The 24,183-nt window shown below is 55.1% G+C and carries 21 protein-coding genes and 3 tRNA genes; 9 read left to right on the forward strand and 15 right to left on the reverse strand.

Annotated elements, in window-relative coordinates; translation table 11 throughout:
* The first annotated feature begins 47 nt into the window (after window positions 1-47).
* Window positions 48-404: a hypothetical protein gene (locus VFA09_10475; protein ID HZU67691.1), complete on the forward strand. Its 357-nt coding sequence runs from the start codon at window positions 48-50 to the stop codon at window positions 402-404.
* Between the two features lie 150 nt (window positions 405-554).
* Here the strand turns inward: VFA09_10475 and VFA09_10480 are convergent, their stop codons facing one another.
* A complete protein-coding gene (locus tag VFA09_10480; GenBank protein HZU67692.1) occupies window positions 555-1,379 on the reverse strand; it encodes a response regulator transcription factor in 825 nt (274 codons plus the stop codon).
* A 267-nt stretch (window positions 1,380-1,646) separates the two neighbouring features.
* Here VFA09_10480 and VFA09_10485 point away from each other — a divergent pair, with 267 nt between their 5' ends.
* Window positions 1,647-2,291 carry an HD domain-containing protein gene (locus tag VFA09_10485; protein HZU67693.1) on the forward strand — a complete coding sequence of 215 codons (645 nt, stop codon included), beginning with the start codon at window positions 1,647-1,649 and terminating at the stop codon, window positions 2,289-2,291.
* Between the two features lie 56 nt (window positions 2,292-2,347).
* Here VFA09_10485 and VFA09_10490 read toward each other — a convergent pair whose 3' ends face one another.
* Genes VFA09_10490 through VFA09_10500 form a run of 3 tightly spaced genes read right to left on the reverse strand, consistent with a single transcriptional unit; the run spans window position 2,348 to window position 4,646 of the window.
* The gene (locus VFA09_10490; protein ID HZU67694.1) at window positions 2,348-2,827 is read right to left on the reverse strand and encodes a DinB family protein; all 480 of its coding nucleotides are present in this window, start codon (window positions 2,825-2,827) and stop codon (window positions 2,348-2,350) included.
* Window positions 2,828-2,851: 24 nt separating this feature from the next.
* Entirely contained in the window at window positions 2,852-3,883 is a 1,032-nt protein-coding gene (locus VFA09_10495) for a ParB/RepB/Spo0J family partition protein (protein HZU67695.1), read from the reverse strand.
* Entirely contained in the window at window positions 3,876-4,646 is a 771-nt protein-coding gene (locus VFA09_10500; protein HZU67696.1) for a ParA family protein, read from the reverse strand. The genes VFA09_10495 and VFA09_10500 overlap by 8 nt, the downstream gene beginning before the upstream one ends.
* 238 nt (window positions 4,647-4,884) lie before the next feature.
* Here VFA09_10500 and VFA09_10505 point away from each other — a divergent pair, with 238 nt between their 5' ends.
* Together VFA09_10505 and VFA09_10510 are read left to right on the forward strand one after the other, a co-directional pair.
* Entirely contained in the window at window positions 4,885-5,922 is a 1,038-nt protein-coding gene (locus tag VFA09_10505; protein HZU67697.1) for an extracellular solute-binding protein, read from the forward strand.
* Between the two features lie 7 nt (window positions 5,923-5,929).
* A complete protein-coding gene (locus tag VFA09_10510) occupies window positions 5,930-6,730 on the forward strand; it encodes an ABC transporter permease subunit (GenBank protein HZU67698.1) in 801 nt (266 codons plus the stop codon).
* Window positions 6,731-6,738: 8 nt separating this feature from the next.
* Here the strand turns inward: VFA09_10510 and VFA09_10515 are convergent, their stop codons facing one another.
* From VFA09_10515 to VFA09_10555, 9 genes are all read right to left on the reverse strand, one after another.
* The gene (locus VFA09_10515) at window positions 6,739-7,374 is read right to left on the reverse strand and encodes a TM2 domain-containing protein (protein ID HZU67699.1); all 636 of its coding nucleotides are present in this window, start codon (window positions 7,372-7,374) and stop codon (window positions 6,739-6,741) included.
* A 15-nt stretch (window positions 7,375-7,389) separates the two neighbouring features.
* A complete protein-coding gene (locus VFA09_10520; protein ID HZU67700.1) occupies window positions 7,390-8,445 on the reverse strand; it encodes a peptidoglycan bridge formation glycyltransferase FemA/FemB family protein in 1,056 nt (351 codons plus the stop codon).
* A gap of 268 nt (window positions 8,446-8,713) precedes the next feature.
* A complete protein-coding gene (locus VFA09_10525) occupies window positions 8,714-9,820 on the reverse strand; it encodes a peptidoglycan bridge formation glycyltransferase FemA/FemB family protein (protein HZU67701.1) in 1,107 nt (368 codons plus the stop codon).
* Window positions 9,821-10,396: a GNAT family protein gene (locus VFA09_10530; protein ID HZU67702.1), complete on the reverse strand. Its 576-nt coding sequence runs from the start codon at window positions 10,394-10,396 to the stop codon at window positions 9,821-9,823.
* A gap of 163 nt (window positions 10,397-10,559) precedes the next feature.
* A complete protein-coding gene (gene lon, locus VFA09_10535) occupies window positions 10,560-13,178 on the reverse strand; it encodes an endopeptidase La (GenBank protein ID HZU67703.1) in 2,619 nt (872 codons plus the stop codon).
* A 112-nt stretch (window positions 13,179-13,290) separates the two neighbouring features.
* Window positions 13,291-14,559, reverse strand: coding sequence for an ATP-dependent Clp protease ATP-binding subunit ClpX (gene clpX / locus VFA09_10540; protein ID HZU67704.1), 1,269 nt, complete (start codon window positions 14,557-14,559; stop codon window positions 13,291-13,293).
* A gap of 45 nt (window positions 14,560-14,604) precedes the next feature.
* Window positions 14,605-16,044, reverse strand: a complete 1,440-nt coding sequence (gene tig, locus VFA09_10545; protein HZU67705.1) for a trigger factor — start codon at window positions 16,042-16,044, stop codon at window positions 14,605-14,607.
* Window positions 16,045-16,296: 252 nt separating this feature from the next.
* A tRNA-Gly gene (locus tag VFA09_10550) sits at window positions 16,297-16,371 on the reverse strand.
* A 74-nt stretch (window positions 16,372-16,445) separates the two neighbouring features.
* Window positions 16,446-16,527 (reverse strand) — tRNA-Leu (locus tag VFA09_10555).
* A gap of 466 nt (window positions 16,528-16,993) precedes the next feature.
* On the opposite strand from VFA09_10555, the gene VFA09_10560 reads away from it, so the two are divergent.
* The 4 genes from VFA09_10560 to VFA09_10575 all read left to right on the forward strand — a co-directional run bounded on the left by VFA09_10560 (window position 16,994) and on the right by VFA09_10575 (window position 22,086).
* Window positions 16,994-18,367: a S53 family peptidase gene (locus VFA09_10560; protein HZU67706.1), complete on the forward strand. Its 1,374-nt coding sequence runs from the start codon at window positions 16,994-16,996 to the stop codon at window positions 18,365-18,367.
* A gap of 215 nt (window positions 18,368-18,582) precedes the next feature.
* Window positions 18,583-20,724 (forward strand): polyphosphate kinase 1, encoded by a 2,142-nt coding sequence (ppk1, locus tag VFA09_10565; protein HZU67707.1) that lies wholly within the window; start codon window positions 18,583-18,585, stop codon window positions 20,722-20,724.
* Window positions 20,725-20,863: 139 nt separating this feature from the next.
* A complete protein-coding gene (locus VFA09_10570) occupies window positions 20,864-21,259 on the forward strand; it encodes a response regulator (protein HZU67708.1) in 396 nt (131 codons plus the stop codon).
* Window positions 21,260-21,435: 176 nt separating this feature from the next.
* Entirely contained in the window at window positions 21,436-22,086 is a 651-nt protein-coding gene (locus VFA09_10575; GenBank protein HZU67709.1) for a TMEM175 family protein, read from the forward strand.
* Between the two features lie 87 nt (window positions 22,087-22,173).
* Here VFA09_10575 and VFA09_10580 read toward each other — a convergent pair whose 3' ends face one another.
* The gene (locus tag VFA09_10580; protein ID HZU67710.1) at window positions 22,174-22,881 is read right to left on the reverse strand and encodes a LysM peptidoglycan-binding domain-containing protein; all 708 of its coding nucleotides are present in this window, start codon (window positions 22,879-22,881) and stop codon (window positions 22,174-22,176) included.
* 317 nt (window positions 22,882-23,198) lie between these two features.
* On the opposite strand from VFA09_10580, the gene VFA09_10585 reads away from it, so the two are divergent.
* Window positions 23,199-23,271 (forward strand) — tRNA-Phe (locus tag VFA09_10585).
* 288 nt (window positions 23,272-23,559) lie between these two features.
* Here VFA09_10585 and VFA09_10590 read toward each other — a convergent pair.
* Entirely contained in the window at window positions 23,560-24,165 is a 606-nt protein-coding gene (locus tag VFA09_10590; GenBank protein ID HZU67711.1) for a hypothetical protein, read from the reverse strand.
* Window positions 24,166-24,183: the final 18 nt, after the last annotated feature.

The following is a 24,183-nucleotide window of genomic DNA, read 5'->3' on the forward strand; positions in this document are numbered from 1 at the left end:
AGGTCAAGTATAAATATGCTAACAACAAGATGAAAGGATACAGAATCATGCAACAAAATACGGGAAATATAATGGCGCGGGTAGAATTTCAACAGTGCGTGCAGGACTTGCAGACCTGCCACGATATGTGCATGCAGATGGTGGAAGATGAGCGGCATGCCAGTGGCGAACATGGACAATCCGGGCATACTTCGATGCTGCGCGATTGCGCCCGGCTGTGCCAGGTAACCGCCCACTTCTTACAGGATAACAATCCCCTCTATGGCTATGTCACATCGGCCTGCGCCCAGGTAACGCAGCACTGCAGCGAAGAATGCCAGCGCATGGGCGATACGGATTGCGCGAATGCCTGCCAGAATGCAGCCTGGTCGCTCCAACAGATCAGTAAATTAGTACAGTATTGAGAATATAAACGCAGGACAATCGGCCCTGTCATTCTTCGTTGCGCTCAGAATGACGGGATGCACGGATGCAGATTCTGAGCGAAGTGCAGAATGACGGGATGTACGGATGCAGATTCTTCGCTGCGCTCAGAATGACGGGATGCACGGGTGCTATTCTTCTTCAGGAATCAATCCCTGTCGCAGCGCAAAAATGGCTGCTTGCGTGCGATCGCGTATGCCTAATTTCTGGAAGATAACCGAGAGGTAGTTTTTCACCGTCTTCTCTGAATAGGCCAGCCGGTCCGCGATCTCCCTGTTGCTCATACCTGCCGCCACGTAGCGGATGATTTCAAGCTCTTTCTCTGTAAGTGCCGTGATCGATGAACTGCCCGGCAGCGCGTTGGATAGACGGCGATAATCGTGGACAATAGCGCCCGCCAGTTCCGGCTCGATACATATGCTGCCCGAGTGTACCTTGCGGATGGCTTCCGCGAGTTCTTGTGATGAGACGCTCTTGAGCAAGTACCCGCGCGCGCCGTTTTTCATCGCCTGCAACATTTGCTGCTGCTGGCGATGCATGGTCAGAATAATCACGGCCAGTGAGGGAATTTCCTGCGTGATCTGCCGCGTCACGGCCAGGCCATCTACAACGGGCATGCTGATATCCATCAATACCACGTCGGGGCGCAGCTTGCGTATCTTTCGCAGCGCGTCGTACCCATCGACTGCCTCACCTGCTATCTTCATGTCCTGTTCCAATGCCAGCAGTGAACGCAGCCCCTCGCGCATCAAGGCGTGATCATCAACCACCAGTACGCTGATCAAACCTGTGCGCAACTCCGCTTTTGAACGGTCGCGGCGTTCATTTATCTGAAGCGTACCCACTTCCGGGCGTGTTGGCGTCTCAATATGTGTGTCTATAACCGCGGTATTCGCGAGCGGCGTCTTCGTTGCCACGGTTGCAGACGATCTATCAGCATTTTGAGTATGTTGCATGAAAGACTCCCATCAGGCCTTCCAGCGTAGTGAAAGGCAGAACTGGTAACGTTGTGCTTTTAATAGCATCTTGTGCTATGATTTCTATTGTCTAGTATGAGCAAGCGGGCGCTATAAGACATCACCCACCTGGGTGATTTTTCAAGGATGATGAGAAAAAGGGAAGATTTTGCCGGCTAGCGCAGCCTGTAATCGTATTATCTGGTAATGGAGTCATGGCACAGGCGGGCGAAAGGAGATGACAATTTAGTACCTATGGAGACACTCATGAAAGAAGCAGAGATTGAAGCAGAAATTTACAGCGAGGTGCAGCGACGTTTTGCCGGGTTTGACGATCCCGCTCATAACTGGGAACATGTAAGCAGGGTGTATCAACTTGCCACACACATCGCGGAACAGGAACACGCGGACCGTTTCATTGCCGGTACAGCTGCGCTATTGCACGATATTGGCCGCCTTGCGCGCGATACAACACGCCATCACGCTGAACTTTCAGAAGCACTGGCCTCTGAATTGCTCTCAGCCTATCCTATAACATCCGAACAGAAAGACGCCATCCTGCACGCAATCATGGCACACAGTTACAGCCAGGGTATCGAGCCGCGTACAGTAGAGGCGCGCGTGGTGCGCGATGCCGACCGGCTGGATGCCCTGGGAGCCATCGGCATCCTGCGCTGGGCGATTACCGCGACCATGCGGCGTACTCCTCAAACGCGCTCCTATCAGTGGGACGATCCCTTCGCGGAACAGCGCCAGCCCGACGACCGGCTTTACATGCTCGACCACTTTTTCACCAAGTTGCTCAAGCTCGCCGATAGCATGTCAACGGAGACAGGCCGCGCCATGGCACGGCAGCGCACAGCTTTCATGTATGCCTACCTGGAAGAATTGAGGAGAGAATTGGGAGCATAAAAAACAGAACGAATAAGACAAACGCGCACGCGCGTTTGTCTTATTCGTTCTGTTTTTTATGCTCCCCCTTTGATGTCGGCCAGTTGTTGCGCGTGCATCTGGTCGTGGAGCGGCAGGACATTCACCAGTTGATAAAACTTGCGCTCGCCCCACTTGGGATGGCGGAATGGGCGCTCCCACGCGTCCGCGGGCAAAGCGGCAAGATACTCGAAAATCTCCTCGCGCCGAGCTGCCATGCCCGCCAGCACGGCATCCAGAGAGGCGGGAGGCTCCGAAGCACGTGTCAGGCGCGGCGTTTCGTCTTCTGTCGCTACGATCATGGGATTATCCTCGGTCTGTACGAGCTGCATCTGCTCCAGTACCAGGCCATCGGCGATATAGAGGTGATGAGCCAGCTGGATGGGCGACCACTCATCTGGAGCCGGCTGCTTCGGTAGTTCATCTTTACTGAATCTTGCCAGCTGTTTCATGAACTCCAGCCGGGCGGCCACCATCTTGGTGCGTACCTTTTCGTAGGGGTTCTCAAGCGTTGCCATATGTTATCCTTTTATCTAGATGACTTAGTCTTCGTGTTTCACCAGTTGGCTATATAAACGCTCAAGCTCTTCCTCGTTATTGAAGTGTAGGACTAGTGTCCCCCTGCCCTTCGTGTTGCGCTTCAGATCGACCTTGACCATCAACGCATTGCGAAACTCTGCTTCCAATGCTTCTATATCAGGCGCGCGTCTTGAAGTACGCACGACGATATCCTCCCGCGCTGCGTCGTCGCGTTCCACCGCCTTGATGCGGGCCGCCAGTTCTTCGGCCTGCCGTACATTCAGTTTCAGCGCGATGATTTTCTGCATGGCCGCAACCTGGTCTTCCTCGCGTGTAATGCCGATCAGCGCGCGCGCGTGTCCCTCCGTGAAATTTTCGAGCTGGTTGACCAGCGCTTCCCGCACTTTCGGCGCCAGTTGCAGCAGGCGCAGCGCGTTGGTGATGGTTGAGCGATCCTTGCCGACCTGCCGCGCAACCATTTCCTGCGTCAGACCAAATTCGGCAATCAAGGCAGAATAGGCCAGCGCTTCCTCAATCGGATTCAGGTCGGCTCGTTGGATATTCTCGATCAGGGCCAGTTCGAGCATTTCCAGCGGTGTGACCTCTTTGACCACGACCGGTATCTTTGTCAGGCCTGCCAGCCGGGCAGCGCGCCAGCGCCTCTCACCGGCAATGATCTGATACTGCACAACGCCGGCTTTATCTTTTTGAGCAGGCGCGCGATTATCCACCGGCGCGGCCCCGAACCAGCTATCCGCTTGCTCCGCCGCATTTCCGGGCGCGGTATTGGAAGTCGCATTTCCATCCAGGCGCGTCACGACCAGGGGCTGCAGCAGTCCATGTTCTTTAATCGAGGCGCTCAATTCGAGCAGCCTGGGATCATCCTCGCGAAAGACCTTACGCGGCTGGCGTGGATTGGGCATAACACTATCGATGGGAACCAGCAAGATATTCTGTTCATTCACGCGCGAGGGCTGCTGAGCCGCCATGACCTCTGAAGCGCCCGAAATCAAGGCATCCAGTCCCCGTCCCAGGCCGAATTTCTGCTTAGCCACGAGCTATTACCTCCTCCGCCAATGTACGATAGGCGACCGCTCCTGGAGAGGAGGGATCATAATCAAGAATAGACTGCCCAAAACTTGGCGCTTCGCTCAAACGAACGTTGCGGCTGATAATCGTCTGGAACGCCTCCTTGGGGAAGTGATTCCGCACCTCGCGTACAATCTCCCCGGCCAGCCGCGTGCGCGGGTCAAACATGGTCAGTACCACGCCCGCGATGAAGAGGTCAGGGTTGAGTTTGGACTTGACGATCTGGATGGTATTGAGCAGTTGGGTCAGGCCTTCCAGCGCCAGGTATTCGCATTGAATAGGAATAATCAGGCCATCGGCGGCAACCAGCGCGTTCACGGTCAGCAGGCCGAGCGATGGCGGGCAATCGATCAGAATGTAATCGCAGCGGTCGCGGATAGGTTCCAATATTTGCCGCAGGCGGCTCTCGCGCGCCAGGGCTCCCACCAGTTCAAGCTCCGCCGCGGCCAGGTCTACCGTGCAGGGCGCGACAACCAGCTCGCGCCGTTGAGTGGGCACCAGGACATCGAAGATGGTAAGCTCGTCGTCCTCCTGCACCAGCAAGTCATAGATTGTTTGCGGGCGCAGGTTCTTGGACACGCCGATACCGCTGGTTGTATTGGCCTGTGGGTCCATATCTACCAGCAAGACACGGCGGCCCGCGGCCGCTAAATAGGTGGCGAGATTGATAGCGGTAGTAGTTTTTCCCACTCCTCCCTTCTGGTTAGCGATTGCATATACTTTTGACACCGGTTGCTTCCGTACCTTTCCTCTGACCATACCCATGAATACACTCTATTATCTCATATTTAGTGGACACATTGTAACAAAAGAGCGAGCGAGAAGCAACGGGTATGCCATCAATATCCTTGACAGCGCCATATTCCTTCCTTACAATATAAACAATGATTGAATACTCATAGATTGAGTTCTCAGTTATTGGCCCGTTTGTATCCCATATCCTTCCGAATACTACAAGGAGGCCTCTATGTTTCCAGGACAACGTGCTTTTACACCCAGACATCCCTTCAGATTGGCGGTCGGGTTGTGCGGGCTTTTATTTCTCCTTACTCTACTCTTAACGGCCTGCGGCAGTTCCAGCGGCAGCGGTTCGGCAACTCCTACGGGAGCGTCTAAAAGCAAGGTATCCGTACTCTATGCCGGTTCGCTGGTCAACCTGATGGAGAAAAAGGTTGGCCCGGCCTTCACGCAGGCCACGGGCTATCCCTACCAGGGCGAGGGCAAAGGCTCGACAGCGCTGGCCAACGAGATCAAGGGCAAACTGCGCGCGCCGGATATCTTCATTAGCGCGTCTGCCACTGTCGATAAAAGTTTGATGGGGGCCACGAATGGAAATTATGTCTCCTGGTATGCTCCTTTTGCGCGCACTTCGATTGTGATCGGCTATAACCCCAGCAGCAAATTTGCAAGCGACTTGCAGGCGGCAGCAAATGGCAGCAAGCCGTGGTACCAGGTGCTGGAAGAACCCGGCTTTCGCCTGGGGCGAACCGATCCCGCTCTCGATCCGAAGGGCGTGCGCACTATTATTGTGATGGAACTGGCCGAGAAGTATTACAACCAGCCTACCTTAGTGCAGAAGATTCTGGGTTCCGCCGAAAATACCGGCCAGATCTTCCCCGAAGAGGAACTGGTGGCGCGCCTGGGTTCAGGCCAGCTCGACGCGGGTTTCTTCTACCTCAACGAGGCCAAAGAAGCGAACATTCCCTATATCACGCTGCCGGACCAGATCAATCTGGGCGATCCCGGCCAGAACAGTTACTATGCCCAGGCCAGCTATACCGACCCGAAAACCGGCACCGTGACGAAAGGCTCTGCTACTGTGTATACCATCACCATTCCCAATACGAGCAAAAACATGGCAGGCGCGATTGCCTTCGTGAACTTCCTCTTTTCGCAGCAAGGCGAGTCGATTCTGACGGGAGATGGCCTGACGCTGGTAACGCCCACCGTCTCCGGCGACGCATCAGCTGTGCCCGGCCAGCTACAATCGATATTGCACTCGTGAGGTCGCCATGCAGTATCTACTGAGAAAACGCGGCGCAGGCTCCGGTTCTCTGGCGCTGCTGGGAGCGCTGTTGTTGCTCTACCTGGTCAGCCCGCTGGTCTACTTCTTATTCACGCTGCCCTGGTCTTATGTGCCGGGGCAGCTTGCGGACCCGCAGGCGATTTCATCGCTGATCACCTCGCTGCTTTCCGCGAGCCTGGCGATAGGCATCACTACGCTGTCTGGCGTACCGCTCGCCTACATCCTGGCGCGTAGGCCGTTTCCAGGCAGGGCTTTACTGACGATGCTGGTCTACCTGCCGCTCGTATTTCCCCCTGTTGTGAGCGGTATCATGCTGCTGCTGCTTTACGGCCCCTATGGACCTATCGGCGGGCCATTTGCGAACGCAGGATTGGAGCTTGATACATCGTTCGCGGGTATTGTGCTGGCGCAAATCTTTGTTGCCTCGCCATTCGTCATCATCGCGGCCCGTTCGGCGTTCGAGGCGGTAGACCCGGCCCTCGAGCAGGTGGCGGCGACATTAGGCAAAGGCTCCTGGGAGATCTTCTGGCGCGTGAATTTGCCTGTGGCGCGGAACGGCATCATCGCGGGATTGCTCCTGGGCTGGCTGCGCGCGCTGGGCGAATTCGGGGCCACGGTTGTGCTGGCCTATCATCCCTACACCCTGCCCGTCTACCTGTACGTGCAATTGAGCGGGACAGGTGTGGATGCCGCGCTGCCCCTCGCGTTGCTCTCGCTGGCCGTCAGCGTGCTAGGAGTGGGGCTGGTATTCTGGATACAATCTATGAGCCGGAGAAAGAGAGCGTGAATTCTCTTTCACCCCTTAACCTGGCCAGGGTACATATAGACATTTGCCCCTACGCGCTGCATCCTGGTTAGAGGCAGGCCCATATCATCTTTGAAGCTATCCGTGTAGATCAGGATCAGGTCAATAAGCGTCCAGATGCCGAAGCCGCCGAAGGTGAGCAGCTGGAAGATGCCGCTGATGACGTGTCCTGTGTAGAAGCGATGGATGCCAAGCCATCCAAGAAACAGGCATAAAAAGGCCGTAGTGGTCCAGTTTCTGGTTCCTCCCATCACCGGTGGATGATAGAGCGGGCGGTTATACTGATCTTTGAAATCGCCGCTGACGATCATGATCAGATCGATCAAGGTCCAGATGCCGAAGCCGCCCAGGGTGAGCAGTTGAAAGATGCCACTAACAATACGCCCGGTGTAGAAGCGATGTATGCCGAGGTGGCCTAAAAATTGGCATAGCAGCACAGTGGTAAGCCAGCTTTTCTGCGGCTCCATAGCCATCAGCGGTACCTGTCCTGGGTATTGACCATATTGCGGGGGCGCGGAATAGAGCGGCGCCTGCCATTCTTGCTGCGATTGCTGTGATGGCGGCGCCTGCCATTGAGCCTGCTGCTGCTGTGGCTCTCGCGGGTCATAAGAGCGAAAATTGTCCATAATGCTGGTTCCCTTTCACGATAAATCGCGTCTTGCGGGTGTCCGTTTCGCATCCCTTCTGCGCTTCACCTCCAGCATACGCATATAAATGCCATAAATCAAGGGCTGGTAAACCAGGTCGTGCGTTTCAAGCGAGCGCATGGCGTAGCCGCCGAAGCCGCGCTTGAAGACATAGACGCCGTAGAGTTCCTGGCCTTCCTCCAGCACTTCGGGGATGCCGCGGAAATTGTAGTACCAGCAACCATGCGCTTTGGCCCACTGCATGCCGGTCCATTGCAACAGGTGGTTGGGCATCAGGTTGCGATACTCGTTGGCGGACGCGCCATACATGTACCAGCTCCAGCGTCCCAGGCGCAGCACGATGGTACCGGCAATCGCCTTCCCCTCGTATTCGGCCAGGAAGAGCGCGGCGCGGTCGCCCTCGCTATACAGTCGCATCACGTCTTCATAGTGGTCTTTGTTGTGAATGAAGAAAGCGTCGCGCTCGCTGGTCGTCTGGTACAGAGCATAGAAGGTGTCGAGGTCGTCCTTGCCCTGGCCGCGCCGCACGGTCACGCCCTTGCGCCCGGCCAGTCGCACGTTATAGCGCCATTTTTCCTTCATCCCCGCCAGGATATCCTTTTCAGCTGGTCGGATGTCCAGCACCCATTCGTTGCGAATGTGTACCGCGTAGGGATTGGTACGGAAGCCGCGTTTCTTCAGCGCTGAGAGCCAGCGCTTATCGCCGTCGAGAACGCTGGGTTCGATCTTGAGCATAAACGCGCCGCGCCGCCGCGCCTCGGCCTTTACAAAATTGAGCAGCACAGTCATGGCCGGTGAATCGGGGTCGTCGATGACGGGTCCGCGCGGTGAATAGAAATAGGTGCGGCGCAGGATGGGAGCCTTCGTAATCAGGATGAGCATGGCGGCACACATCTGTCCATCTTCGTCTACGACGCCAACACGCAGCGCCTCTGCCCCCAGGTGGGGAGCCAGTTCGCCCCATTCATAGGATTGGGTGATATTACAACAGGCCGATGCCGCGACGAAATCGTTCCATTGCCGGCAATCGGTGATGATTCGTGCTTCCATAAAGTTCCTCTCAACGTGCATATTTTATGATATTTGTGGGGCTGTACGGGGCCGATGATGAATTTTTACCATCAAAATCGCTAAGCACCCCAGCCGTGTCATGCTGAGCGCAGAAGCCGCAAGCCCTGAGCGGAGCGAATGGGGAAGAATCTGGGCTCGTCGCGCTGAGATTCTTCGCTGCGCTCAGCATGACACGGCCTGAACCACTGGGATGACCGGTTTTGATCGTGAAAGTTCAACATCGGCGGCGGGCGCGATCAATCGGCCCCTACGTTCCCTGACCCTTCCCTCTGGCAGCGCGCTCCAGCTCTACTTTCTGGCGTTCTTTATGGCGGCGGGCGCGTCTCACCTCAACCAGTTTGCGCCAGGCATTGTAAATGAGCGGGCGGTAGACGTAATCCTGCGTGGGCATGTTCAGGCGGGAGAAGCCACCGAATCCCTTCTTGTATTCGTAGACGCCCCACATCTCTTCGCCCGGCTCCAGCACTTCAGGGATGGTGCGGAAATCGAAGTAGCTGCAACCTTTCTCTTTCGCCCACTGGATGCAGCGATACTGCAACAGGTAGGTGGGTTTGAGGTTGCGCTTATTGTTGGATGAAGCGCCAAACATGTCCCAGCACCAGTCACCGAAGCGAATCAGCATCTTGGCGGCGATGGCCTCGCCCTCGTGTTCGGCCAGGTAAAGGACGACATCGCCTTTGGATGCGAACTGGCGATAAATTTCCTTGTGATAGTCTTTGCTGTGAATAAAGAAAGCGTCGCGCTCGCTGGTCATTTTGAGCAGGTCATAGTAGGCATCGAAATCGGCGTCGCTTGTTGCTTCGCGGATAATCACGCCCTTGCGCTCGGCGCTGCGCACATTCTGCCGCCAGGTCATTTTGAAATTGGCCAGCAGTTCTTCGGCGGATGGTCGAATATCCAGCACCCAGCTGCGCCTGCCATGTATCGCGTATGGGGTGGTCACAAAGCCCAGTGCGCGATAGGCGGCGATCCACGTTTCCATATTGGGGTCGTCGTCGGCGATGTTGGGTTCCAGGCGCAGCACGACGGCGCGTTCTTTACGCGCGATCTGTTGCGTGAATTCGATCAGCGCCTTCAACGCGGGCGAATCCGGGCTTTCGACGGTGGGGCCGCGCGAGCAATAGAGCCAGTTGAAGCGCAAGCCAGGCGTGGGAATGGGAACCGGCGAGACGGTTAATTGCATCGCGCCCACCATGCGCCAGTTTTCTAATGCTCCCAGGCGGTAGACGCGACCACCCAGGTAGCGATTGAGCTCGCCCCATTCAAACGATTGCAGCAGGTGGCCGCGGGGCTGGCGAATTAAAAAATCGTCCCATTCTTCGCGGTCAGTAATTTCTGTAATGCTGGTGGTCATTTAAGATTCAATGCTCTCTAAGTATTCGCTGCGCAGGATGCTGTAGACCCGCACATCGTGATATTTGCCGAAACGCAGGATGGCCTGGCGCAGCGTCCCCTCGTACTTCATGCCCGCCTTCTCGTCGGCGCGCCAGCCGCCGATATTGCCCTCCATATCCTGTGTCTGGATGCGGTTGAGATTCAGTTCCATAAAGCCATAGCGGAACATCAGCCGTGTGGCCTCGGTTCCATACCCTTTCCCCTGGATGCCGCGGTCGCCGATAATCACATAAAATTCAGCGGTCTGGTTGATATAATTGATATCTTTCAGGCCCACCAGCCCTATCAGGCGGTTATCGCTTTTGAGGGCGACACCGAAGATGATGTGCTTGCCATCCTTGTAGAGTTGTTCCAGGCGCTCTTTGCCGCGTGTATCGCTGGTGGGATAAATGGAGAAATATTGCCTGATCTCTTCATCGTTCATCCAGGTCGAGTACAGGTGGTTATCCTGCGCCGGTTCCAGGGGGCGCAGGTAGAGGCGCTCGCCGATGATAAAGGGATTCTGCATGCTCGATGTATCTGAATTTTGTGACATTTGTGATTTCCTTTCCGCTTTTTTTCCGATGGAAAGTATAACATAGCTTAGCACGGGAGGCAATTTTAACGCCCATTCAGGGGTGTGGCTCTATTGTCTCGCCAGCAAGCCTTCCGCTATGCGGCACTTCCATCAGGATAATGGAGAGAAAGATGATTCGTGTTCAAGAAAATCTCTGCCTGTCCTGCTTTTTATCGTGCGCCTGTATCTGAGGGTACGAGTCGTGGTGGTTAGGGGGCGGCAGAAACGGCTCGCGTTTGTGGTCGTCTGCCTCGTCGTTCTCTTCGTCGGGAGTGGCGGGCCGCGGCACCGGTTGTTCGCGCGGAGTCGGCTTGCGATCTTCCAGGTAAAGAGGTATGGCGCCTGGCGCCAGTTTCTCTTCATGCTGCCTGTGATTCTCGATGCCGGGCGGGGCATCGAGTAGGGCGGCTTCGATCACCTGGTCCATCGAATCGACCAGCGTGAAGTTGATGCGCTGGCGCACTTTGGCCGGAATATCGGCCAGGTCTTTCTTATTTTCTCCCGGGATCAAGATGTGGTAGATATTGGCGGAGTGGGCTGCCAGCACTTTTTCTTTCAGACCACCGATACCCAGCACGCGCCCGCGTAGCGTAATTTCACCGGTCATGGCGATGCCGCCGCGTATAGGACGCCCGGTCATGGCCGAGATGAGCGCCGTGGCGATGGTGATACCGGCGGATGGGCCATCCTTGGGCAGAGCATTCTCCGGCATGTGAATGTGCAGGTCGGTCGTGTCCTGGAAATTTGGATCGATCTGCAGTTCATCGGCGCGGGAGCGGATGTAGGAAAGCGCGGCCACGGCGGATTCGCGCATCACGTCCCCCAGCTGGCCGGTGATAATCAGATCGCCTTTGCCAACCATGGTGGCCACCTCCACGGGCAACAGGATGCCGCCCAATTCTGTGACGGCCAGGCCCATCGCCACGCCTACCTGCGTATTGGAGTTGACCGGACTATCGCTGTAGCGCGGCATGCCCAGATATTGCTCCAGGCTGTGGGCGGTCAGGCGTACATGTGTGTCGGGTTTCTCGATGATGCGGCGCGCGGTTTTGCGGCAGATGGTTGCCAGTTGCCGCTCGAGGTTGCGCACGCCTGCCTCGCGCGTGTATCCGGTTACGATTTGCTGCATCACGGACTGCGGAATCTTCAACTGGTCGGGAGCAAGACCATGTTCCGCCAGCACCTTGGGCAAGAGGTGGCGCTGGCCGATATTGACTTTCTCCTCCAGCATGTAGCCGGGCAGGTCGATGATATCCATGCGGTCGGCCAGCGGACGGGGAATCTGGTATTTCACGTTGCCGGTGCAGATGAAGAAGACCTCGGAAAGATCGAAAGGCACTTCCAGGTAATGATCGGTAAACATGCTGTTCTGCTCAGGATCGAGAACTTCCAGCAGAGCCGCCGCCGGGTCTCCCTTGTATTCAGAAGAGAGCTTGTCTATCTCATCGAGCAGGAAAACCGGATTGCGCACACCGACCGTCTTCATAGATTGAATGATGCGACCCGGCAGAGCGCCGACATAGGTGCGGCGATGCCCGCGTATTTCGGCTTCATCATGGACGCCGCCCAGCGAGATACGCGCGAATTTACGACCGAGCGCGCGCGCTATCGAGCGTCCCAGGGATGTTTTGCCGACTCCCGGCGGGCCGATGAAACAAAGTATCTGGCCCTGGCTCTCGCTGTTGGCGAGGCCGCCCGCGCTGGCGCGCTTCAGGCGCAGCTGGCGTACCGCCAGGAAATCGATGATGCGCTCTTTGATGCCCTCCAGCCCGTAATGATCCTCGTCCAGGATACGGCGCGTCGCCTCGATACTGAAGCTGTCCTCGGTGCGCTCCGTCCATGGCAGGGCCAGTATCCAGTCGATATAGGAGCGCAGTACGGCAATCTCTGCCGACTGAGGGGGCGTATTTTCGAGACGATCAATCTCTTTGCGCACCTTGACCGCGACATCGGGCGGCAGGTTCTTTTCGTGCAGCCTTGCGCGCAGGTCATGCGCCTCGCTGGATGTCTCGATGCCTAACTCTTCCTGGATGGCCCGCAGCTGCTCGCGCAGGTAAAATTCTTTCTGCGTGCGATCCACCTGCGAACGCACGCGGCTGCGGATGGTCGATTCGAGCTCAAGAATCTCGATTTCATTGCCCATAATCACACAGATCTTCTCGAGCCGTTCCAGGGGGTCGAGGGTTTCCAGCAGGTCTTGCTTCTGTAGAGGATCGGAGACAAGGTGCGCGGCGAGCATGTCTGAGAGGCGGGCAGGGGTCTTGAGGGCTACAATAGAGTTGATATCTTCGACGGAGAAGCGGCGGTTGAGCTGCGCGTAGCGCTCAAAAAGGCTGGTGGCGGAACGTACCAGGGCATCGGCCTGCGGGCCGCGCACGTGTGGCTCCTGCTGCACTTTGATGCTGACCTGAAAAAAAGGCTCCAGATCGAAAAACTCATCAATGATGACGCGGCGCATGCCGCTTAAGAGTATCTGCACGCTGCCGTCCGGCTGGCGATGCACGCCGGTCAGCTCGACCAACGTGCCCATGGGATAAATATCTTTGGGTTGGGGATCATCGATATCGGGATTGCGCTGTGCCGCGGCGATCAGCAGGTGGTCCGGGCGCATCATCGCCTCTTCAACGGCGCATACCGATTTTTCGCGCGCCACTGACAGCGTCATACGAGTGCGGGGGAAAACAACCATATTTTTCAACGCCACCAGAGGATACGTCTCCTGGTCATCTACATGTGTATCCTGGTGTTCTTGTTCGCTCACGACTTGCCGCCTACTTCCTAAGTATAGAGAGATTTCCCACTAATTTCTGACGATTTTTATGATATGCAAGTCACCTGAAAAATTCTGATCGAAAAAATCGAATGAGCCTGCATTATGCAGACTCATCATAAGCAGTGGCCCTTTCCGTGCGTGTGATAAGCAATGGTTTATGATGGGCGTTTATCACATCACCGTTGATAATGACTTTTTTCACATCAGCGCGTGATGGGATTTCGTACATCACGTCTAGCAACACATCTTCAATGATACTACGCAGGCCGCGCGCTCCGGTACGCTGCTTCAAGGCGCCTTCGGCAGCGGCATCGAGGGCATCACTGGTGAAAACAAGTTCGACACGATCAAGTTGTAAAAACTTTTGATATTGTTTCACGATAGCATTTTTGGGTTCGGTCAAAATGCGAATCAGCGCGTCTTTATCGAGGCTGTCCAGCGAGACGGCGACGGGCAGGCGCCCGACAAACTCCGGGATCAGGCCATACTTGAGCAAATCGTCGGGGATCAGCTGCGACAATACGGATTTCTCGCCCTTTTCAACCGGCGCGGATGATCTGAAGCCCATGCTCTTATTGCTACCCAGGCGCTGCTCGATGATTTTCTCCAACCCTTCGAAGGCTCCGCCACAAATAAAAAGGATATTAGAGGTATTGATCTGAATAAAATCCTGGTGCGGGTGCTTGCGCCCTCCCTGCGGGGGCACATTGGCGACCGTGCCCTCGATAATCTTGAGCAAAGCCTGCTGTACGCCTTCGCCGGAGACATCGCGTGTGATGGATGGGTTATCGGACTTGCGCGCGATTTTGTCGATCTCATCGACATAGACAATACCGCGTTCGGCGCGTGCCACATCGAAGTCCGCGGCCTGGATGAGGCGTAGCAAGATATTTTCGACATCTTCGCCCACATAACCGGCCTCAGTGAGCGCGGTGGCGTCGGCAATGCAGAAAGGCACATCCAGTATTTTTGCCAGCGTCTGCGCCAGCAGGGTCTTACCGCATCCCGTAGGGCCGATGAGGAGAATATTGCTCTTACCCAGTTCCACATCGTCCACCTGCATCCCGACGCCGATACGTTTATAGTGATTATAGACGGCCACGGACAGCGCCTTTTTCGCGCGCTCCTGTCCAATCACGTAATGGCTCAATTGCTCGTAAATCTTCTTCGGTGTGGGTATTTTGCCGCTTTGCAGGCGGGGCTTGGCTACAGTGGCTTGCTCTTCCTCGATAATTTCACGGCAGAGATCGATGCACTCATCACAAATATAGACGCCGCCAGGGCCGGCGATGAGCCGCTGCACCTGGTCCTGGCTCTTGCCACAAAATGAACAACGATAGGTTGTTCGCATACTCTTCGAGTTTGCCACGTCTGTTTCCTCTCCCTCAGTCAAAACCTGCTCTACGATGATTTGCTATTGTGCTTCGGTTTCGGTCGGCTCTGGAGTGATTGCTGCTTCACTGGCTTGAGCCTCGTCCTCGTCAATGATATCTTCGACATCCTTCTCGCCTGTGAGGGCCGCTGCCTCGGCGTTGGCTATGCTGGCCTCCTCTTCGGCCTGTTCTTCTATTTCCTCGTCGGGATCGGGGTCGGTCGTCAATGCGACGAGTTTCGTGATCGCTTTCTCGCGGCGCAGGCTGCTCGCAATGGCGCGAATCTGCTCCTCGGACTGCGGCAGATTTTGCCCGATCTGAGCATAAGCGCGGAAGAGCGATTCCACTTCTTCTGGAGTGACTTCGATCTCTTCCTTCTCCGCTACGGCCTCGAGCACCAGTTGCCGCTTGACACGCTTTTCGGCCTCCGGTTCAAGCTCCTCCAGGTATTCCTGGCGCGATTTGCGCATCAGCATCAGGTACTGATCCATAGACATGCGCTGCTGCTCCAGCAGGTGTGAGAGCTGGTGCATCATCTCTTCGGCCTCTTCATGTACGAGGACGTGATGAACCGTTACCTGGGCCTGCTCGATAACTGCATCGACGACGCGTTCGCGCAGCTCATCACGAATACGGCGCTTCTTGGTTTCTAGCTGGCTGTCGCTGATGGCTTTGCGCAAGTCTTCCAACGTCTCGTACTTGCCGTTGCTGACCTTCGCGGCCAGCGCGTCGTCGAGTTCAGGTGCCTCTTTAAATTCTACCTTATGCACCGTCACCGCGAAACTGGCTTCTTTTCCGGCGATTTTCTCATTGGCGTAGTCCGCGGGAATGGTGGTGGTAAAGGTCTTGCTCTCGCCCGCGGACATGCCAACAATATGTTCATCCATGCCGCTGAAGAGGCCATGCCGCTCGCCGGTGAGTTCAAAAGGATTGTCCTTCAAATCAGAAATCGTCGCGTCCTCGACGGTCAGCTTGAGGTCTACCGTGACGCGGTCACCAATTTGCGCCGGGCGCTGGACTTCTATCCATTGCGCTTGCTGGTCGCGCATCGACTCCAGTTCTTGCTCAACCTCTTCCGATGTCACGATGGCTTCCTCGCGTTCAAAGTGCAGCGAACGGTAATCACCCAGTTCGACGGGGCTGAGAATAGGGACTTTGATGGTGAAATGGTATGGTTCGCCGATTTCAAACTCTGGGGCATCCACCTCCGGCTGCGCGAGAGGAGTGAGATCGTACTCTTTGAGCGCGTTGCGGTACGTCTCGGTCATCAGATCGTCGAGACCTTCTTGATAGATAGATTCTTTGCCGAGCCTGCGCTCCAATATCGAACGCGGGGCCTTGCCACGGCGAAAGCCCGGTACATCAACCTTTTGTACCAATTTACGATATGCCTTGTCTGAGGCCTTCTGTACCTCTTCCCAGGAAAAATCAACTGCAACGAGAGCCTCACTGGAAGGCAATTTTTCAACCGAGACCTTCACGTTTCCTCCAACACAAATGTGATGATAATGTTCTTAAGCGCACATCCGTCATTTTCAAATCCTCAACCGGGCAGGTGTCCGTTTTCTCAATCTCCATTTCGATCCTCAACAGGCCGGTACGCTCAGAAGTATGCTGAGAGATGCCTGATCGGGATGGGTCTGGCGCCTACCGTTTCCTGTGGGCACAGGAGAGCTACCGAACCTGAAAACGTCAAATGCACTATACACCACCCTGCCCTCAGCCCGAACATCTGGAGCGGGAGACGGGGATCGAACCCGCGACCTTCTCCTTGGCAAGGAGATGCTCTACCGCTGAGCCACTCCCGCTTATTCCTTCTACTGCTTATTCCTTAAGGATCACGCGACACAGACGCCGAATCCGAAAATGACAGTTCCACAGGTGGGCGGTGAGAGACTCGAACTCTCATGACTTGCGCCAACGGATCCTAAGTCCGTCCTGTCTACCAATTTCAGCAACCGCCCGGAGTTGCACGTGAAAGCGACAAAAACCTCACTTCAGGATGATACATCAGTCGGCTATGCACTGTCAAGACAATCAATGGCGCGTGCGACATTTCGGCTACTTCAAAGTGTAACGGAAATTTCCCAATCTTAATCTGTTCTTAACCTTTCTTCCATGGTAATTTCGCCTGTTCTCCTGCATAATCAGGCTGTGGCCATTTCCGGGCAAGGCGCGGAGGATAATGGTAACAATAAGTGACCGGACTAGAAAGGAGATATTTGCGGTACTGGCATACAGAAATGGGAGATTGCCAGGTTCTTTGCTTCAGTATTGATTGAAGCATTGGCACTCCTTAGCTGGAACCTTTCCCATGCTGTCGTTCCTTTGTAGTAAATTGTCCTCGGAATACAGTGTCCTCGTATCGTTCGATGGCAAAGGCTATTGAACGCGCATCTTCAAACTCAAGAAATGGGGAAATATTTCGAAATGAAGAGCTTCAAATATTCAAACCGCATGGCGGGCGCAGGAATTGCCCTTGTCATGCTGCTCGGCCTTTTTGCCGGTGCGCTCTATTTCCATGGCAGCAGCGCTGACGCACACGCCGCTAACCCTGGGACGATTCGGCCTCACGCGGTCAATGTCAGCCCGAAATATCTGAGCGCCGGTGCTCAACTAGGCAATGGTGATGTCAAATTCAATTGCCAGGCTCCCGGAGCGCCTGTACGCTGCTATGGACCGAACCAGATTCGCAACGCATACGCCATCCAGCCGCTGCTGGATAAAGGTTTGAACGGTCAGGGAAGAACCATCGTGATAATCGATGCCTTCCAGAGTCCAACCATCGTGCATGACCTGCACCTGTTCGACAGCGTCTTCGGTCTGCATAACCCAACCTTGAATATCATTGCTCCCTATGGACTGACGCCGTGGAATCCTAACGATCCTAACCAGGTCGGTTGGTCGGCTGAAATCACTCTTGATGTTGAATGGTCGCATGCCGTGGCTCCGGATGCCACGATTGACCTGGTACTCGCCCTGAGCAACCAGGACCAGGACCTGTTCAATGTCACGAAGTATGCTGTCGATCACAATCTGGGCGATGTGCTTTCTCAGAGCTTCGGTGAGGCGGAGACCTGCGCCGATCCTAACCTGCTGGCGCAGGAGCACGCGCTTTACGAGGAAGCAAGGCAGAAAGGTATTACGGTTTTCGCCTCTTCCGGCGACCAGGGCGCGGCTCAACTGACGTGCGACGGCAGCACCTACTTCCTCAGCGCATCTACTCCGGCCAGCGATCCGCTGGTGACGAGCGTCGGCGGTACCTACCTGAACGCCAACCCCCAGAGCGGGAAGTACCAGGGTGAGGCGGCCTGGAACGATTCATTTGGTGCCAGCGGCGGCGGCTTCAGCACCATTTATGCTCGTCCCGGTTATCAGGGCGGCTTCTTCAGCAATAAGGGGCGCGGCGTGCCGGATGTGGCCTACAATGGCGACGTAAATGGCGGCGTGCTAGGGGCCTGGAGCGAGTCCGGCCAGGGCAAAAACCTGTTCTTCATCTTTGGTGGTACCAGCGCCGGTTCTCCGCAGTGGGCCGCTCTCACCACCATCGCTGACCAGGCGGCGCACGGGCGTTTGGGTTTCATCAATCCCAAACTCTACTCTATTGCCAGGAATCCATCCCTCTATGCAGCCTGCTTCCACGATATTACCGTTGGGGACAACACTTTCACCGGCGCTGGAAGCAATGGCCAGCAGGTGACCATCCAGGGCTATAACACGCATACAGGATGGGATGCTGTCACAGGATTGGGCACGCCTATCGCGAATGTGCTTGTGAAAGTCCTTTCAGGTGGGGGTCAATAATTCAAGCCCGCTCCTACCGCTACCGGCAAATACGAACAGCGTCCCTGTAAAGGGGCGCTGTTGTTTTATGTATGGAGGCACTGGTGAATTGCGCTGTGAGGGTGCGAGGTGATAAAATGAGATATTGGGTGAGATATTGGAGTCGAACAAAATATTCGAGGATTCCTTATAGCCATATTGTGCCTTCTATCGTAGATCACAGGACCGTTTCGTACATGTATCATGATCTTACGGCTGCCACTCCCGTTTCGGATTTAGGCCGCCCAGAACTTTACATTAATAGAGAGCTAAGCTGGATCGAGTTTAACCGGCGCGTATTCCAGGAGGCTCAGGATAGTCGCCACCCGTTGCTCGAGCGGGTGAAATTCCTTTCGATCTTCGAAACCAACCTCGATGAATTCATTATGATCCGGCTGGCGGGCTTGAAAGACCAGATCGTCGCGCATGTCACAACGCTTAGCACGGATGGGCTGGCGGCGCAGGAGCAGCTGGCCGCGGTGAGGCAATGCCTGGCACCACTCGTACAGGAGGTGCGACGCTACTGGAAAGATGAGCTCTTGCCCTTGCTGGAGGCGCAGCATATTTACATCCTCGATTACGAGCAACTTGATGAGCAGCAGCAGGCGGCCATGCGTACCTACTTCGAAAAAGAGGTCTTTCCGGTGCTGACGCCACTGGCGGTTGATGCCGGGCATCGTTTTCCGCATATCTCGAATCGCAGCCTGAACCTGGCCGTTGTAATCACCGATCCCCCTGACACCAAGCGGTTTGCCCGCGTGAAAGTTCCGCCCACGTTGCCGCGCCTGGTACCGGTGCCTCTTTCAGGGAATAAAGAGCAGGCGGTAGCTTTTGTGTGGATGGAGCAGCTTATTGCCGCCAATTTGAGTATGCTCTTCCAGGGCTTCGATGTCTGGGAATCCTATCCCTTCCGCGTACTGCGCGATGCTGATATCGAATTGCGCGAAGACGAATCTTCCGACCTGCTTGAAACGATTGAGCAGGGGGTGCGCGCGCGTCGTTTTGGGGTCGTCGTAGACCTTGCCGTGAATCCTTCGATGCCGCAGGATATTCTAGATCTACTGGTCGATAACCTGGAGATTACGCCGGATGACGTGTCGGTTATCGATGGGCCGCTGGGGATGGGCGATGTAATGGAATTGCACAGCCTGGATCGCCCGGATTTGAAGGATACGCCATTTACGCCGCGCACGCCACCGGAGCTGCGTAAAGGACATGACCTGTTTGGCGCCATTCGCGAGCATGACCGGCTCGTTCACCTTCCTTACGATACCTTTGACGCGGTGGTCGACTTTATTCGTGCCGCCGCGCATGACCCCGGCGTGCTTGCCATCAAGCAGACGTTGTATCGTGTGGGGACAAACTCGCCAGTCGTCAGTACGCTTTTAGATGCCGTGGAGAACGGCAAGCAGGTAGCAGTGCTGGTCGAATTGAAGGCGCGCTTTGACGAAGAGAATAATATCGAATGGGCCAAGGCTTTAGAGCGGGCGGGTGTGCATGTGGTTTTCGGTCTGATAGGACTCAAGACGCACGCAAAGATCGCCCTGGTGGTGCGCAGGGAGGCCGATGGGCTGCGTCGCTATGTTCACCTGGGCACAGGCAATTATAACGCGACAACGGCGAAAATTTATGAAGACCTCTCCCTGTTCACCTGCAGGCCGGATATCGGCGCGGATGCCTCGGCCCTCTTCAATACACTCACGGGCTACTCGCGGCAGACCCATTATCGTAAATTGCTGGTTGCTCCCGTTGGCTTACGCCAGGGCATCGAGGAACGTATCGAACGCGAGATGCATATGCAGAAGCAGCATGGCAATGGGCGCCTGATTTTCAAAATGAACGCGCTCGTTGATCCCGAGATCATCGACCTGCTGTATCGCGCTTCGCAGGCGGGAGTGCGCATCGATCTGATCGTGCGTGGTATCTGCTGCCTGCGTCCCGGCGTTCCCGGCGTTAGCGACAACATTCGCGTCATAAGCATAGTTGGGCGCTTCCTGGAGCACAGTCGTATCTTCTACTTCGGCAACGGCGGCAATGAGGAGATCTGGTTGGGCAGCGCCGATATGATGCAGCGCAACTTGAACAACCGCGTCGAGACGCTGTTCCCGATTGAAGACCCCGCGCTGCGTCAGGCCATCCGCGAGAACCTGCTCGATAAGGTGATGATTGATACCGTGAATGCCAGCGAGCTAAAGGCAGATGGACATTATGTACCTGTGCTGCCCGAACCAGGCGAGGAGCCGTTCGATAGCCAGGCCTGGTTTATTGATCATCCCATTGTAAGCCCGGCTGTGCCTGCCAGCAATGCTACCATCAGTGCTCTGCCATCAGGAGCGTGATGAGAAAGGCCGGTGGCTCTTGAATGATGACCAGTTAGATAACCCAACCTCGCTCCTCTTACATGCTTTCTCAACCTTAAAAAACTATATTTACGGTACAAATGGATTCCCTGCCTAAACTGGAAGGGAGGTGACGTGAATGTCTTCTCGCATTCTGGTTATTGATGATGACCAATCCATTCTCGATCTCTACCGCTTGCTGCTCGAATCTGAAGGCTATGAGGTATTTGCTTCGCTGCTCCCCTACGAGCACCTGGCCGATATTGAGGCGCTGCATCCCGATTTAATCATCCTGGATGTCAAGTTGGGCGAGCATTATGGTGGCCTGCTTTTATTGCAGAAACTGAAGCTCTACCGGCCAACAAAAGACATTCCCATCATCCTCTGCACGGCAGCGGTACAGACCATGCAGGAGCAAGAGGAAACGCTGCGCCAGAAAGGTATTCCCGTGATTTATAAACCGTTTGACGTGGATGAACTCTTGCTGATCATTCGCCAGTTTCTTCCGTCCTCACCACTGGAAGCAAACATGTGATATCGACAGGTTGCCCTGTGCTGCGCGAGCGAGGTAATTCGTCTCTATAGGACTTTCTGATTCTTTCCCGCTTCATCCCTGGCCTTCTTTATTCCTGCTGACAAGTAACCTCGCTTAAGTATATACTAACTTGTGTTTTCTACGCCTATGAAATTATCAGATAAGGACTATCGAGGATGGAAGAAAAAGAAACCGGCCGCCTGGAAGCTTTTAGCGATGGAGTGTTCGCCGTCGCGATTACCCTGCTGGTCTTGAATATCAGGTTACCGTCCGATACGCAATTACAAGACGCGGGCCTGGCTTCCTTCCTGGGTAATCAGTGGCCGGCCTTGCTGGCTTTTGTCACCAGTTTTTTGACCATAGGCATTATGTGGATTAATCATCACCGGCTTTTTACACACATCCGGCGTACAGATACCGGCCTGATGCTTTTAAACCTCTTGCTCCTTCTAGTAATCGTTTTTATCCCTTTTCCTACAGCGCTGCTGGCGCAGCAATATTCACATAATCAGGGGGAGCACGTATCGACTGTGCTCTATGCGGGGGTAAACCTGCTGATGGCGATTGCATTTAATCTTCTGTGGCGCTATGCCTCTTATCACAATCGCCTCATCAGCAAAGATGCCGATAAGCACTCGGTAAATGCTATCAGCAGGCAATATTTGTTCGGGCCGCTACTCTATCTGGTTGTTTTCGGGTTAGCCTGGCTCAATACGCCTGCTAGCCTGACATTCACGTTCATCCTGGCGCTTTTCTTTGCTCTGCCTCCCCGGTCGCTGCTTGTGACAGTAGAAAAGGTACAGGCGCAACAGGATGAGGCCGAATAGATAGAGTCACAAGCAAGAATCAAAAAGCCGGCGGTTGTGACCTGATTGAACCGCCGGCTTTACCCTTGTCTTACTGTTATGTGCCGATTAATAGGTGATGAACGTTACACCAGGGCCTGGAGAAAACTGCACATATGTTACCTCCCAGTAATAGATGCCCCAGTTCATATTGCTGGCGATAACATTCCCATTCTGAAGGATGCGCTCGACCACGGCTACGTGCCCCAGGCTATACGCTCCCTGCACCCATGGCTGCAAATCCACAATAGCCCCGACCGTTGGCGAGCTTGAGACGTGCCAGCCAAACTGGTAGGCGCGCGCGGTCCACTGCCAGGCATCCGATTGCGTCGTCCACGGCACGTAAATGCCGTGCAACTGGTAGTAACGCTGATTGGCATACCACGTACACTGGCCATAGGGGAAGAAATTCCCCAGGCCTTTTGGCGCGTTCAAGCCGCCGGAGCCACCGGAGCCGCCTAAATGTGCGCCTGGGATGCACACTTTCTGATTGATGTAAATCAGATTGGGATTGGGAATATGATTATAGGTGGCCAGTTTCTGCCAGGTTGTACCATAACGGGCCGCGATGCCTCCCAATGTATCGCCGCTCACGACGATATACGTCTGATCCCCGCTGGAGCAGGCGGATTGCGCGAAGGCGCCAAATATGTTCATCCCCAACCCATTCCCCAGGACGAGTAAGCCCAGTATCCCGATCACCGAGATGTGTCCGATCACAATACTGGCTATTCGATGCTGCTGAAGATAGTGCCAGATTCGCTGGTGTACTTGCATCTGCAATTAACCCCTCTTCTATTTACTATTCGACTGCCGCGTCGCGGGAAAAACTCACGTACTCAGTCAGGTCACAGTTCCCGCAACCAAATAAATGTATACTGATGTGCATATTAGTATATGGACAGGATGAGTAAGCTTGAAACAATCTGAAATGTAGGACAAAAGGGCTAAACGTGGTAAAGGCCTGAAAGATTGCTTTGGGGGGATTGGTGTTACAAAATTCGGCCAAAAAGGGTCTTGACGGATAGGAGAGGCCATGCTATAGTGTGTCGCGTGAGGGGGAGAGCGAGAGACCTTTCACAGGAAGTAAGCATGCCAAGGTAGCTCAGTTGGTAGAGCACAGCACTGAAAATGCTGGTGTCGTCGGTTCGATTCCGTCCCTTGGCACTTTTTTATGGTTCCCGAACGAAATAACAAGCCTGAAACAGCTTCTAGACTAGCTTCAGGCTTGTTACGTTTTTCACTCCCACTACTCAGTGCAACAATTACCACAAACTCAGGCGTAGGCAGGGACGGCTCCACCATCACTATCGTCGTCTCCCCTGTGATAGGCCTCTCCGAAGTTGGGGTCACCACCATGCTCCCGGCGCTCACCCCCACGTAGACCATCTCGCGCTCAAACACTCTTCCAAAGTCTCGGTACTGCTTAGAGGATACCACACATGAAACGTTTGTTCAAGAGAGCGTGTTCTGGTGATTTCCTAAAAACCGGAACTCCCCCCGCCCCAGATCAAACTCCCCCCGCTCACCATTACCCGCATCAAGCATCACCACCCCGTTCCTCACTCCCACAATCGTCAGCGCCCCAACCCCTTTTGTGGTCTCATACATATGCAGGCTTTGCTGACCCGTCTTTAGATTCTCTCGTAAGATGACCAGCGCTCCGGTATCTGGCGCGCGTGCCATTGAACCGGCGTAAATAGACATCATCACATCGTTAACGATCACGCGGGCAATATTGGTGGGATGGAACACGTTGGCCGGTACAGGAATCGGCCCGCCCACGGAGAGCGGCAATACACCTGCCGTTTGCTGCGCGATGGGCGTATTGCGGCTCTCCGTGGGCGTTTCATAGAAGGCGTTTGTTGCCTGCGCAGAAGTGGTAGCAGCGATGGTTGAGGGCTGGTTCCTGCTGGCAGCATATGCTGCCAGCCACATGCAGGCGATCAGCAGTGCCAGCGCGCCCGGCTTCCAGCCGCGATGCAGGAGGGAGAGTATGCCGGGCCGGGCGACCAGCTTTCTTGTTTTTACGCGACGACGTTTAGCGGTGCGTTTCTGCATGTTGCTCTCGTTTCTCTC

The sequence above is a fragment of the Ktedonobacteraceae bacterium genome (assembly GCA_035653615.1).
GTDB lineage: Bacteria > Chloroflexota > Ktedonobacteria > Ktedonobacterales > Ktedonobacteraceae > DASRBN01.

Coding starts and splice junctions, on each gene's coding strand:
- VFA09_10475 (HZU67691.1), top strand. CDS start 48: ATGCAACAAAATACGGGAAATATAATGGCGCGGGTAGAATTTCAACAG.
- VFA09_10480 (HZU67692.1), bottom strand. CDS start 1,379: ATGCAACATACTCAAAATGCTGATAGATCGTCTGCAACCGTGGCAACG.
- VFA09_10485 (HZU67693.1), top strand. CDS start 1,647: ATGAAAGAAGCAGAGATTGAAGCAGAAATTTACAGCGAGGTGCAGCGA.
- VFA09_10490 (HZU67694.1), bottom strand. CDS start 2,827: ATGGCAACGCTTGAGAACCCCTACGAAAAGGTACGCACCAAGATGGTG.
- VFA09_10505 (HZU67697.1), top strand. CDS start 4,885: ATGTTTCCAGGACAACGTGCTTTTACACCCAGACATCCCTTCAGATTG.
- VFA09_10510 (HZU67698.1), top strand. CDS start 5,930: ATGCAGTATCTACTGAGAAAACGCGGCGCAGGCTCCGGTTCTCTGGCG.
- VFA09_10515 (HZU67699.1), bottom strand. CDS start 7,374: ATGGACAATTTTCGCTCTTATGACCCGCGAGAGCCACAGCAGCAGCAG.
- VFA09_10520 (HZU67700.1), bottom strand. CDS start 8,445: ATGGAAGCACGAATCATCACCGATTGCCGGCAATGGAACGATTTCGTC.
- VFA09_10525 (HZU67701.1), bottom strand. CDS start 9,820: ATGACCACCAGCATTACAGAAATTACTGACCGCGAAGAATGGGACGAT.
- VFA09_10530 (HZU67702.1), bottom strand. CDS start 10,396: ATGTCACAAAATTCAGATACATCGAGCATGCAGAATCCCTTTATCATC.
- VFA09_10560 (HZU67706.1), top strand. CDS start 16,994: ATGAAGAGCTTCAAATATTCAAACCGCATGGCGGGCGCAGGAATTGCC.
- ppk1 (HZU67707.1), top strand. CDS start 18,583: ATGTATCATGATCTTACGGCTGCCACTCCCGTTTCGGATTTAGGCCGC.
- VFA09_10570 (HZU67708.1), top strand. CDS start 20,864: ATGTCTTCTCGCATTCTGGTTATTGATGATGACCAATCCATTCTCGAT.
- VFA09_10575 (HZU67709.1), top strand. CDS start 21,436: ATGGAAGAAAAAGAAACCGGCCGCCTGGAAGCTTTTAGCGATGGAGTG.
- VFA09_10580 (HZU67710.1), bottom strand. CDS start 22,881: ATGCAAGTACACCAGCGAATCTGGCACTATCTTCAGCAGCATCGAATA.
- VFA09_10590 (HZU67711.1), bottom strand. CDS start 24,165: ATGCAGAAACGCACCGCTAAACGTCGTCGCGTAAAAACAAGAAAGCTG.